This is a genomic window from Thalassoglobus neptunius, from assembly GCF_007859735.1.
Lineage (GTDB): Bacteria > Planctomycetota > Planctomycetia > Planctomycetales > Planctomycetaceae > Thalassoglobus > Thalassoglobus neptunius.
This window is the reverse complement of the sequence record NZ_SIHI01000042.1, coordinates 14,688-28,665: the sequence shown is the minus strand read 5'-3', so window position 1 is coordinate 28,665 and position 13,978 is coordinate 14,688. Positions and strand designations below refer to the sequence as shown.

Below are 13,978 nucleotides of genomic sequence, written 5' to 3'. Positions count from 1 at the left end.
TGGTTGACCCTCAGATGGTTGTCCCTCAGATGGTTGTCCCTCAGATGGTTGTCCCTCAGATGGTTGTCCCTCAGATGGTTGTCCCTCAGATGGTTGTCCCTCAGATGGTTGTCCCTCAGATGGTTGGCCCTCAGATGGTTGGCCCTGTTTGGGGGTGTCGCCTTCGTTCGGCTCGGACTCACTTCCCGGACTGTCGCTGTTCATATCCGAGTTTTGCGTCTCCTGAGATGGATCCCCCTGCTCATTGGACGGACCTTCTTCGCTTCCCTGTTTCGAGGGATCAGCATCCTCACTCGGTCCCGGTTGTTCATCGGAGGATGCGTTTCCAGGTTGATTGTTTTCACCGGCTTCCGGAGCGGATGGATCGCTTGAGGTGTTGTCGTTTTGTGTTGCGTCTTGTGATCCGGAATTCATGTTCGAATTTGATTCTTCAGAGCCAGACGCCGTATTTTGAGGGGTCTCCTCTGGGGATACCCCGTCTTGCGGAGACTGTGAATCGGAAGGCGCATTCTCTGCATTGTCAGTGGAACCGGGTCCGTTTTCCTGCTGCTTGTCCTGACTGGCCTGTTGGCTGGAATCAGGATTCGTCGCGTCGGATGGACGGTTCGGAGACTGTTCCGGCGGGTTGGGCTGTCCCTGTGGATCTGATGGGTCACCGGAAGCCCCCTGACTTGGAGGCGAAGCCCCTTGATTCTCGGGGCGACTTTGATCGTCTCCACCTTCTGAAGAAGGAGAATCCCCCGACATTGGGTCGTCTTGCGATCCCGGATCTGTCGAAGCTTGATCGCTTTGTGATTGTCCCTGCTGATCGTCAGAAGGTTGATCGGATTCCGAAGACTCGCCAGTCGAGGAACGGTCTTCTGATGTGGAAGACTGTTGATCTTGAGGCTGCCCCTGCTGCTCAGAGGAATCCTCATCCGATGAGGATTCCTCTGGATTCTCTTCACTCCATTTCAGAAGTTCACGAAGGGCTTCGTCGTCTTCAGCACGTTTTCGATTTTCTGGTCTGCGATTCTCAGACCCTGAACCGCTCTGGCTCCCCTGCTCTTGTGATCCGGTTTGCTGCCCTGTCGATCGGTCAGATTGGTTGCCTTCTCCGCCTGTTTCTGTTCCGCCTTCTTCTGACGGTTGATCGTCTGAATTGTCGCCTGGAGATGTCTGTTCAGTTGATTGTGTCGAGTCGCCCTGACCATCGTTGGAAGATTCGGAACCGGTCGAGTCGCCGCTTTTCTGTCCTGAGTTCCCGTCTTCAGACTGATCACTCTGATTGGATTCCCCTTGCTGGGGCTGTTCTGCTTCTCCGCTCTCCGTTTCAGTAGAACCGCCCTCAGCTTTCGATCCTTCTTCGCTGTTTTCGTCTTCGTTCTGCGGGTTACGTGGCTGTTGCTCGTTGGGATTTTCTTGCGTCGATCCGTTGTCGTCCTGCGTCGAGTCTTCGAGTTGCTGTTCCTGTTGCTCCTGCATCTCCTGAACTTTTTCTTCAGGAACAGGCTCGATGATTCGGACGCGAACCTTCGAAGTCCGCGTTAAGTGTTTCGGAAGAGAATCAAACGGTTCGAAGTTGTCTTCTGCTTCAAGAAAGAAGAACAACTCGTCGCCGGGATTGAGTCGAAAGTCACTCAAATCGAGGTCGTACCGCGACTTCACTTCCGGTCGGTCCGGTCCATCAAAGAGATGAGGCGCCGCTGGCAGAAGCTCTCCCTCTCGCTCGAATCGGAGAACAACTCTTCGCAGCATGAAATCGGGATCGTTCGCCTGAAACGCAATGGGAAGAACCGCATTCGCAGGGAGTTCCAATTCGTTCTGAGTCGGATAGGTCAACGTAATCTGAGGATGTTCATCCGGACGAATCACAATCCGGTGCATCGTGGGCTGTGGATCGGTCTGGTCCGCATCATTGGTCACTTGAATAAAGTAATGATTGGCAAACGTTCCATCGTCGCGGAATTTCAATCGCCATCGGGCTCGCAGTTCCCCGTCGCCACTTTTTGTCATCGCGATGAAATCAGCTGTCTCCTCGGCAGTATCGAAATCGGTGCGGTAAAGCCGTGCTGATGTGACAGGCATATTCGTCTGTGCGCTTACCGTGACGAACGTTCCTTCCCACGCATCGATCGTTGAGCTTTGCTGAGTTGTATCTTCCAGAAGCATGTAATCCGGATAGTCATATTCGACGGAAGTCACCGACGCCGTTGGCGGTTGGTTGATACGGACCCGATATGTCTCGGAAGTCGCATCCCCGGCTTCAATTCGATAGGTAAAATCTTTGAGCAGTCCTTCTCCGTTGGCTCCAACCAGACGCACTCGGAACCTCGGAAGACCTTCCCCGGTATTTTTCATGACGACCGGTTCGTCGACGAATCTTCGATCGGAAGTCGTAAAGAGCAGTCGCACATCTTCAGGAATGACGCCGCCGAGATCGGTCGTCACATCCAGATGATCACGTGCGAGGACCTCGTAATCGCCGGGAACAACATCGAGGATTTCAGTTCGAGTGGAAGCAGCCACGGAAGTAGTCGGGAATAATGCACGCCAGACAGACGTCGACAGTTTCTTCGGGGAGAAGATCGTGTACAGACACATTAACACCACAATCCCGAGCAGCAGATACGACCCGCGCATAAGCGTTTTGCGATCGACAGCCTCTTCGACATCGGATTGCTTGATCTGCAGTGCCGTTCTTTTCTCGAGTGCTTTCATCAAGTCCGGCGGGATTTCGCGACCCGACTGTCCATGAAGTTGCACCCACGAGAGAAGGCTGCTTTTCAGTTCGGGATAAGCTTCTTCAATTTCCCGGGCGGCGTACAGAACATTTACTTCTCGCCACAACGGAATGAGAATTTGAACGACGAGCCAACTCAGCGATGCGACCAGCACAACTCCGGAGAGCACCATCCGGGTTATTTCGCCGAATCCTCCGGGGATGACCCAGTGATCGAAAATCACGAAGAGAAGCAGATATCCCAGAATGAACGACACGAGGATCACACTCGCGGTCAGGAGATCTGTCTGGTGGATCCCGGACCGAGTTTTCTTGAGCTGATAGTCGATAAATTCGTCAAAGTCGACGTACTTGGACGACTTCGACGATTTCTTTTTCTTCTGGTCAGCAACAGCCATAATTGGATTCTCTCTGTTCGCCATCCTGGTTCCCATCTTGAGACCATTTGGTCGACAGTTGTCGGAAGGTCACGTCGCAACAGATCCTTGAGCTTCCGGACTCTCGTGTTCGTCCACACTCTCAGTGGTTGATCATCCCGATTGAGAGATCAACATCCAGATTGTGAACTTTTGCAAGTCTTCGCGCGAAAACGACCGCTCTGCATATGATACTCGACGGAGATCAGTTAGAAAATGTTTGGAAAGTTCTCGGACAATTCGGAAATCCCCAACATTCCGATTCATCAGCCGACATGAACCGTTTTGGGGAAGAGAATCGCATGAATTATTTCAAGGATGACGACCGATGAAGGATTTGTCACAGTTTCTCTCAACTGCGGAAGAAGCAGCTCGAAATGGCGGCCGCGTCCTCGAAGAGTGGGCGGGAAAGTTCACAGCTCGCGAGAAGAGCCCCGCAAATCTCGTCACGGAAGCTGATCTCGCTTCCGAACAGGCAATTTTCGAAACAATTCGCTCTCGATATCCGGATCACGGCTTCCTCGGAGAAGAAGGTCTCTCCGAAGATCAGGGAGATTCTCCATATCGATGGATCATCGACCCTCTCGACGGGACGTCGAACTACGTCCATCGGTTCCCGTATTATGCGGTTTCGATCGGACTGGAGCGTGCTGGCGAACTCGTATTGGGAGTGATTTACGACCCCACACGCGATGAAATGTATTCGGCCGTAACCGGCGAAGGAGCAACGCTCAATCAGCGTAAAATTTCGGTGTCCACCATCGCCGATCTCCCCCAAGCCATGTGTATGGCGAGCCTCCCGATCAAAGCAGACCGGGACGACGTTGCCATTCGCCGCTTTCTCGACATGATTCAAAAAGCTCAAACTGTCCAACGGACCGGTTCCGCTGCCCTCAATTTGTGCGCTGTCGCGTGTGGCCGGATCGAAGCTTTCTGGTCGACGAGTCTCAAGCCATGGGATATGGCGGCCGGTGTCGTCATTGTGAGGGAAGCTGGAGGAATTGTTACAACCTGTTCAGATGAGAACTTTTCCGTCTACGAACCCAACTTGCTTGCGACGAATGGAGCACCGTTGCACCAGAGTATCACTGAGGCACTCTGCGTCGCGTCCAAGCCAACTGAATGATGCTTCTGTTGAGCATCAATCACTTAGGGGTTCCCCTCCGGATTCGTTTTTTCGGAGATGGCAATATGGTTCACATCAACGTTTCGGGATATGATCCAAATGCCATCAGGACCGATGCGTTTCATCCAACGGTCGCTCTTCTCAAGAAAAACAACGATCCAACGGAAAAATTCGGTTCCCTCCGATGCCGATCCGTAAAATGATCAGGCTTTGGGACTTCTGAGTTTCTCGACTCCAAACTGACGCGACATCCCGAGGACAAGATTGCACGAACGTGATCTCTGAAGCATGCATTCAATCTGACGAAAGCCATTCCGGTCGCAGCGGCGGGGCCGAAGTGGTTACGTTCCAATTGAATGAACGGGCCACGCAGCAGTCTCTCGGAAAGATCTTCGCGATCAGAATCACGGACAATTGGGCATCTGTTGTCGACGTTCTCCTTCGTGGCAATGAAACACATTCGAAGAACTCAGACCGAAGTTCCAGTCGCAGACATAACGAGCCAAAGTCGAGGCTTCGAAATCTCATTCTTGCGTTCGGAGTCTGTTTCTGGGCGGTTCTGACTCCGTCTCTCGCGACGGCTCAACCTGACACTCAGAAAGCCCCCGAGCCAGTCGCTCCCAATGCTGTCAATTCGGAAACGGATGCGACGCTTGAACGCTCTTCGGAGAGTTCTCAGTCAGCTCCGATGATTCCGGACTACCACATCACGCGTGTTGACTCTGACGGATACGTCTCAGATGACCGATTGTGGATCGACGCAACCATTGAAGTCCTCGTCAATATCGATTCGGGTTGGCACCGAGTTCCATTGCGCTTCGATCAGGCGAGCATTTTGAGCCGCACGTATGAAGGTCCCGGTGAAGAATTTCCGGATTTGAGTTCACCTTCGCCCGATGGCGGAGTGACATGGATGGTAAAGGGAAAAGGAAAACACGTTTTGAAATTCAAAATGTGGGTTCCCGTTCGACAGACGGTTCTCGGATCGCAGATTCAAATTACGCTGCCACCGCTTCCGAAACAGTTTGTAGCCAGTGCCTCAATCCGGATTCCCGAACCGAATGCCGTCGTCCGAGCCATTGTCAACGGGACGGTGTTTGATGTGACTCGCGACGGTGAAGGAACACTCGTCGACGTGACCGTTTCGAATTCCCGCCTCGATCTCGCTTGGTCGGTCCCGAAGAACGATGCGGAAACCATTGCTCAAGTCACCACTCGCATTCACCTGAAACCGACAACCGATGCACACATTCTTGTTGCTGACCAGTCGATTGACTTACAGCAACAGGTGAAGGAAGAACTTCACATTCGACTTCCGTCGGACTTCGAACTTCTGGAAGTCAGCGGAGCGAACTTCGAGACATACGCCGACGACCCCGAACGGGACGGGTGGATCGTGATTCCTCTCAGCGGGTCCGTCACTGGCAGGCTGGAATTGCACTGGATTCTCAGGCGTCCCCTTGACTCAGACGGTGATCGCATTCTCATCGACGGGTTCGAAGTTGAAGGCGCCACTCGTCAGGAAGGACTCATCCGCGTTGACCGAACGGTCGGATACCGAACGATTCCGCGAACGACGGAGTCCGAACAGGTTTACCGAATCGGAATCGACCAATTCAAAGGAACCGGGGCGGGGAGTCTTCTGAGTGCTTACGAGTATTTCCGGCAACCGTTTCGGCTTGTCCAACAAATCGTTCCGGACTTGCCATCCTATTCCGTGACACCAGTTTTCCGATTGTCGGTCAATCGCCAGTCGACGACTCTTCAAGTGCATCAATTCATTCAAGTCGACCGGGGCAGTGCTGATGCCTTCAACTTACTCTGGGACAACTTCCGGTCAGACGGCTGGGAGTTTGAAGCAGCCTATTGCACACCCGACCAGACGGGAAGCATCACACCGACGATCGACCATCGAGCAGGACAGGTTAACCTAACACTCAACCGCAGCATTGAGTTTCCCTCTCGAATCTGTCTGACAACCGTCTTCCGGAAACCGTTTCCTGTTGAAGAGGTGACGACGACCGAATTGACTCTTCCACAGGTCGAGGGCCACAGTTCCGGTCTGTCGACGCTGCTGATCGACAACGCCGAAGACATTGAACTCAAGATCAAGTCCGATGCAACGCTCATTGACCTGGACGATATCAATGACGATGTAGTGACAGGTTTGTCGCAACGATGGATTCTTCCAAAGTCGCTCGATCGAATTCCAACGACAGCCACGGCAATCCAGTTCGATGACCGTTCCCCGAAGTCGATGACCGCGACAGTGATCCCGCATGAACGGAAAGTCACATCATCCACTTCCGTCGAGATCGTCGATATTCGCCCGCACGAACTGATTGTGCACCAGCGAATCACACTCGATGTGCAATATGGCAAGCTGGACCGGGTCGAATTACTTTTGCCGCAAGAATTACGCGATCTCATACCCGAGTTCGCGATTCAGGAAAGCCTCGAGATTCGCAGCGGAAATGAATTCTTGCCGGTGTTTCTCAGTACAGAGTCGCTCACCGCTCTTTTGCCGAAAGCAACATCCGGGCTGATCGAAATTGATGTCGACTATGGATTTCCAGTGACATCTGCTGACGAACTGGCTGAGATGGACTTGCCAATTCTGGGACTTCGCGACTACCCGTTTGACCGTGCGGAATGCCTCGTGACGCCTTTTGAATCGATTCAGGTCCGGGAAGAAGTCGCGGGTTGGACCGCCTTAAGAACCTCTCCTCGCGGGCCACTCTGGGTCAGCCCCGGAATTGACGGAGCGATTTCTTCTGTCCCGCTCACTTTCGGCCGAGAGCTCGCTGATTCAACGCAGCAGTATATCGTCGACGAGTTGTCGCTGTTCACCCGGTTCCGCGAAGATGGCTCTTCTGAAACGGTGGCCACGATGGTCGCTCTCTCTCCGCCTGTGAGGATGGTGATTCAGTTTCCGGAAAACACCGAACTGAAAACGGTCAGTGTCGATGGCGACATCCTGGAACCCAGCACGTATTCGTTTCGAAAAGAGAATCCCGGAGAGCTGACGATTACGCTCCCGATCGATTTGCTGGAGCGTCGACAAATTCAGGTCGTCTATCGAACTCCGTCGACAACTCCGTTTGGACACACCAGCCAGCAGCGATTCCAGTTCCCGACATTCAAAAAAAGTGTCTGGGTCGACTCGACAACGTGGGAAGTCCAACTGCCGAAAGGGCATCACCTGTTCGTCTATCCTCAAGTCGAGCCGGAATTTGAATGGACACGAGACGGTCTCTTCTGGTCCCGAACCGTTCGCCCCTCATTTGAAGCGGAGCGGCAGACGCTTCTTCAACAAGTTCCGGAAGAGTTTCATTTCAATGCGAATTACTACTCGTTCAGCGGATTCGGCCCGGAAATCGAAGTCAAATTTCGAACGATGAACCGATCTCTCATTCTCCTGATTGGAGCTGGGTTCGCCCTGCTTCTGGGGTTTGTTTTCTATCGCTTCCCCGTCACGAGAAATGTGTTTTCACTGGTTGTGATTGGATTTCTATTTGCACTCATCAGCGTCTGGTACCCCGAACCCTTGTTGCTGCTGTTGCAGCCCGCCATTTTCGGAGTGGTGCTCGCGCTCACAGCGACGTTCATCGACACACGTTCGCATCACAATATTCAAAAATCGAACTCGCGCTGGGGAGAGAGCAGCGACCACGGTTTACGGGACAGTCGGTCGGAAGAACTTGATGTGGCAGCCTCCACAAAGCTGTATGCTTCCGCCCAGCCTGAAAGCTCTCCCATGTCTCCGGATGCGGAGTGAGTCGATGGTCGAATATCGTCGACAAGGCCGATTCCTCATCCGGCTGCTCGCCTTCTGGATCACATGGCAACTTGCCAGTCCGATTGTGAGGGCTCAGGATTCTGAATCCGTTGCTGGCTCCCGTCAAAGTCCGATGGAAGTCAGTGCCGTTATCGAATCAGCGAAATACGCAGCACGATTTCACGATGCGGATCTCGTTGATGGAAGATTTGAGTGGAAGATTGCTCGCCTGGGAGATCGTCCCGCTGCCGTTGATCTCACTCCATCGAACCTCGCGATGTCTCCCTCAAGCGCCGATTCCGCAGCATGGGGAACGACACCATCGGGAGAGCAAATCGTTCTCGTCAACAAGCCGCAATCCACAATCCGTGGTTCCTGGTCTCGGCGTGGAGACGAAGCACGGGACGTTATTTTCATCACGTGTCAATTTCCGGACGCACTCGACTCTCAACTGTCGTTGGAACTTCCGCACGGATTCGAGTTGCAGTCTTCTTCCGGAATCGTCTCTGTCGACACCAGAAGCGATGACTTCCGAATCTGGTCGATTGATCTCGGTCGAACCACGAAAACCGTGTTGACGATTCGTCGTCGCGACTTCACAGAAAAGCAACGACCGATCGTTTACACCGCCGACTCGGTCTATTTGGCTCGACGAGCGGGACTGTTTGTGCAAACCGATCTGTTGATCTCCGGAATCGGCGTTCTCCCCGACCAGATTTCTTTAGAGGTTCCTCGGCAGTTTGCGGTTCAATCAATCACCGTCGCAGGAGGAACCCTGAGCTTCCAGCGTGTTCCCGAGCGTCCTCACTTGATTGAAGTGGACCTTCCCAAATCGGTCTCGAACGATCGAATCGCCCTCCGGGTGCAAGGGCTTTATCCGCTTTGGATTGGCCAGATGCGATCCCTTCCGTTAATCCGTACTCTCGCTGGCCGGGAAACATCACACAAAATCAGCTTGCGCGTTGATCCGCCGCTCGAACTCCAACAGCTCAGACTCGACGGATTTGTGCAGACCGATCTCGTTTCGGAAGAAGGAACCGAAGTTTGGAAGTTCCAATCATTCGCGCAAGACAAGTCCATCCGATCTGTCATCGCCATGCCTCGACAGTCAGTCCGACTGTCAGTTCATCAACTCATCCAATCCGATGTGCCGCTTCCGTGGTGCCTCATCATGCTGTCACTGAGCGCTGAGTCTGGAGCTGCGTTCGAATCGACTCTCAACCTTCCTGAAGGACTGGAAATTCTCAGTGTCGGCGCGAATCAACCGTCCGCGCGAGTTGCTTCCTGGAATGTTGTTGGAAATCTTCTGCAGATCGATTTTCAAACTCCGCTCTCGACAACGACACCTCGCAAAGTCGCGATCTTCGCCAGGTGCCCAGGGTTGAAACCGAACACCGAGCACACGCTGCCGCTGTTGACGAATGCCGATGGGCTGACGGTTGAGTCAAAAATCGACTGGGTGATTCCAGGTAGTCTGGACGTTGAAGTCAGCGAACCAGCCAACTGGAACCGGTCAACAACGGAATACGTCCCAGTTCCGGAAACATTAAATCTTGATATCGATTCACTTCCCGAGATCGGTCAACGATTGCTGACGCTGACGCGCCGGAATGTCTCGATGGACGACGCTCCCAAGTTTCTCGTTCGGTCAAAGTCCGAAGAGATGTTTCCCAGCGAGGAGAGTCCACAACTCACCGATATTTCTCCCGTCGAACCATTCGAGGAATCGTTCTCTGATGCAGCGAGTGTTCAGGGAGAATTGCGAGTCGTCTCGGAGCTTGTCGAGACAAACGATTCCCAGCAAGTTCAGTTGGTCCAACACACTCTTCTACGGTTCGACCGCCCCATCAGCATCGATCAATTGAATTTGACACTGCCCAGCAATTGTCGAATTTCGGCCGCTTCCATTGATCGTAAGGCATTGACCGTGTTCCGTGATGGTAACAAGGTGCTTTTCCCAAGTGAGGTTCAGCAAGTCACGGAAGTCGATCTCGTTTACCTCATCGAATCCGAAACGATTTCGCTGACTCAACAATTCCGAGTCCCCTTGCCAGAGACAGCTGTCCCACTCAACGGCCTCGAATGGAAGCTGATCACACCGGACAACTATGAGTTTGTTCAAGCCAAACTTCCCGGGTTCTCTTCGAAGGTCAATTCGCAGCATTTCTTTTTCGGACCGCTGACTGATCCGTGGATGAGAACACTGACCAACTCTCTTGGAGCCCGTCTCCTTCGGACTCAAAAGCCGCTGTCGACACCGGGACGAACACGCGTTCCGACTGATGAACTGACATTCCGAAGTCTCAGAACCGGGGCGGAAGTCACCTTCGTTGCATGGAATCTGGGGATGACCTGGAACCTCGCGTGGACCGGATTTTTCTTAAGCCTCCTCATTGGCGTGGGAGGACGAATGCAATCGATCGTTCAAGTGAAACACGCCGCCCCATACTGGATCGCGGCGCTCATGGTCGCTTTGTTGCTCATCGACAACGCACTGTCGATGATCCTCGGCGCGATGCTGATCGGCAGCGTGATTTCGAGTCTGATTCCCTTGCAATTTCGCCCGGCCAACTCGACTTCCCCACGACGAACTCAATCGAGCAGTCGTCTCAGCAAAGCCAAAATGGCCACAGTCGTATTCGTAATGACACTTCTGATCTCGCGCGAAGCTTTCGCCCAACTTCAACCAATAACGGACGCCGTCAGCGACGACATCGCACCGATCCTCAATTCCGTCGACGTACAGAAGTCGTCCGACTACTTGATCAAGTCGTCTCACTACGAGCTTGTTCAGACCTTCCCGAATTATTTCGTCAATGCACGCCTGACCGTCCTGGTTCCCGATCGACAGTCGGAAACATTCGTCTGGCTCCCATTCGAAAACGTCATCTTCCCCCGCGGCGCACAATGTCATGTGGACGGTCAACCGGAGCCGTTAATCCCCCATCTGTCCGGCCGGGGAGTTGTGGTACGGTTTGAGCAGTCAACCCCTCCAGCGGCGACCGCGCAGCTGGAATCCTGGACGGAACATGAAATTCAACTCGAGTGGATGGTCCAAAGTTCTTCGGACGATCCGCCTCATGCTGGAATTCCCAAGGTTCTCGACACTCGATTGACCATTCCGGGACGCTCAGGGCTCGACGCGATTGAACGCGACGGGCGCGTCTTCGAAATTGAAGATGAGTCAACAAGCCTCGACTTGGGAGGAGTCGATCAATTGACCTTTGAAGGGGAAAGACGAACCTCCTTGCCCTCTGATTCCGACTTACGTGCTGCCACGATGTTGACCGTTTCCCCTCAAGATTTCGATGGGCAAACGGTTCTGAGCAGATTCGAAGCGGTCCCAGATCGTTTCCTCTACCTTGAGATTCCAGAAGAAGCGACGATCGAACGAACGACCGGTCGAATCCTGAAAAATGCATTTCTGAGCCACGACATCCATGGGCGAACATCGCTTGCGCTCGAACTGAATCAGGACAGAACGAGTGAAGATACCGTTCAAATTGACTTCTCGATTTCTTCTCCTCACTCCGGAAACGAACAACTTCTGATCGTGCCTGAAATCGATTGGGGCGAAAAAGTTGGGGAACATTTCATCGGTGTTCGTCCTCCCACGGGATTCGAAATCCAGTTGAGTGACAGCTCGACAGGAATCGAATTCGCGCGGACGACGGAGTTTTCCAAGTTGAACAAATTCGCTGGAGCGCCGCCGTCGATCGTTGTGCTTCAACAACAGAACGCGAAGATTTCGGTTGATTTTTTTGCCAAACAATCTCAAACGGTCGCAGAATTTCGGGACGTTCTCACCGTCCGGTCTGACAGTGCGGAATGGGAATCGTTCGCGGAGTTGACAACATCCGGTCTGCCGTCGTTTCGCCAGGAGTTTGATATCACCGGCGGCGTCATCATTTCCTCAGTAGTGGATGTCAATCCGTCCGGCGACTCCCCGCTGAGGTTTCATCAGGCTGGCTCCCGACTGACGGTCTTCCTTTCCAAAGGACAACTCGGAAAGCGATCGCTTCAGCTCCATGGCACCATTCCACTCGAGGCGGCGAAGTGGGCACCTGTCCCGCAGGCAAGGCTGACCACGGGAGCCAATCAGTCGCGCGACTTGACTGTGGTCGATTACACCAACTGGAATTTCGAAATCCGAAACACCAGCCAACAACTGTTGCTTGAGGCTCCCATTCCGGATTTTGATCCGTCTCACCCGCGCATTATCGCTGTCGATATCCCTGAATCGGACGAGTCTCCGCTTCGCTTTCAGGTGACGCCACCGGTGGGACAACTCTCCGCCGAATGTGCCGTCCGAATGAAGTATTCCGGACGATCTCTGATCGGGTTGACGCACATTTTTCGCGTTCAAACCGAAACCGCAGCGACGAGTCAAATTGTTCTGACGATTCCGAAGTCTCTCGGAAGTTTTCGAATTCCGTCGGGACAGCGCAGAGAATCAGTCATCGACACAGGCGACGAGACAGAACTCTCGCTCTTATTCAACGCGAATCGACTCAACGACGCTGTGATCACTGTGGAAACACAGTTCGCTGAACCAATTTCTTTTCCTCGGCAAAACCAGTCCAACGAAGTCGAAAGTCTGCAGATCCCCATGATCCGGGTGAACGAGCAGTTGCCGGTCAAAGCGATTCTGGTCATCCCTCAACGTCGACAACAGGGAATGACAATTCGATCGGGAATTGTTGTTTCGCCCAAACAGTATCCATCGTGGCTTCCGAATAACTGGTGGTCCGCCACCGGTCCCGCAGCTGTCGTAGCTTATGAATTATTGAGTTCAGAGATTGTCCTCGATCCGATCCGTACGAATCCGACGAATGAAAACGTCAGCCCGAGTTATGCGGAAACCGTCATTTGGCCACAGGGAACAAAAGATCGTATTCTGGCCAACTCCAGTTTTTGGCTCCATGTCGATCACCTCAAGTCGCTCAAATGGCACCTCGCCGAAGGGACAGAGATCGATTCCGTCACAGCTCGAGGGGGGACCATTCTGGAAACAGAACAGTCCGTGAACGAGTTTCGCGCGACCATTGAATCGGATGAGCCGATCGTCATCGTCAACGTTCGATGGTCAGGCAAAATGAATTCTGACGGAACCTTCACGCTGCTGAAAGCTGAGAGTTCCAAACCGTTCACCCATTTGGTTGGGGTTGTTGAGACAGAGTCAGCAACCCTCGATACCGGCTCGATCGATCGCTCGAGTCGAATCTCCAAGTTGATGTTGCGATGGGATGCTTTGGTCGAATTGATTCCCGAATCCCCAACGACGATTTCCATTGATCACGTTCTGATCAGAAATTTGAATGAAACTCGTCAAGTGGTTTTCGACCTGTCGGATAGCGGAGCACTCTCTGAAACGGACGAGGAAATGACAGTCCGGATTCGCGAGGAATGGGATCGAATTCAGGATCGACTGATCGTCACTTCGGATTTGAACGAAGAGGGGCAAGGGGCAACAAATGAGGAATGGGGAATCGAAGTCGCGAGTCCGACCGAATCGAACAATTCGATTGACTGGTTCCCGGCATCCGAGAACCCCACGTTTCGCCTCAAACGGATCGATTGGTGGTCTCGCTCGGGAGTCACATTCGCTACGATCTGGTTGTTCCTGGCGGCGGGCATCTTCTTGCTCGGTCTGAAATCGTCCATTGTCGCGAAGTCGGGTCGCTTTCTCGATCACAACCCGGAAATTGCCCTCGCAGCCCTCGGTTTCGTTTGGGCATTGCTATTGTCTCCGCCAATTTTCAGCCTTCTTTTCGTTCTCCCCGCTGCGGCTCTTGGGATTCGCCGCCTCATCCGAAACTCCTCGCGTGCCCGTGAGGCCTCAACGAGTTGAAGTCATCATCGTTTTCAGTGGCCAACGATTCAGTGAAAGCGACTCGGTTGCAATCTTCGGATGAAACGAGTTCCACGAAGCACCG

The 13,978-nt window shown here is 53.1% G+C and carries 3 protein-coding genes and 1 pseudogene; 3 read left to right on the top strand and 1 reads right to left on the bottom strand.

Features of this window, described 5'->3' with window-relative positions:
• A pseudogene (locus KOR42_RS28150) lies at nucleotides 1-3,144 on the bottom strand (hypothetical protein); the annotation flags it as partial.
• 322 nt (nucleotides 3,145-3,466) lie between these two features.
• On the opposite strand from KOR42_RS28150, the gene KOR42_RS22465 reads away from it, so the two are divergent.
• The 3 genes from KOR42_RS22465 (at nucleotide 3,467) to KOR42_RS22455 (ending at nucleotide 13,893) form a co-directional block, all read left to right on the top strand.
• Nucleotides 3,467-4,264, top strand: coding sequence for an inositol monophosphatase family protein (locus tag KOR42_RS22465; protein WP_146512081.1), 798 nt, complete (start codon nucleotides 3,467-3,469; stop codon nucleotides 4,262-4,264).
• A 274-nt stretch (nucleotides 4,265-4,538) separates the two neighbouring features.
• A complete protein-coding gene (locus tag KOR42_RS22460) occupies nucleotides 4,539-8,042 on the top strand; it encodes a hypothetical protein (RefSeq protein ID WP_146512080.1) in 3,504 nt (1,167 codons plus the stop codon).
• The gene (locus KOR42_RS22455; protein WP_197441468.1) at nucleotides 7,969-13,893 is read left to right on the top strand and encodes a hypothetical protein; all 5,925 of its coding nucleotides are present in this window, start codon (nucleotides 7,969-7,971) and stop codon (nucleotides 13,891-13,893) included. The genes KOR42_RS22460 and KOR42_RS22455 overlap by 74 nt, the downstream gene beginning before the upstream one ends.
• The last annotated feature ends 85 nt before the right edge of the window (nucleotides 13,894-13,978 follow it).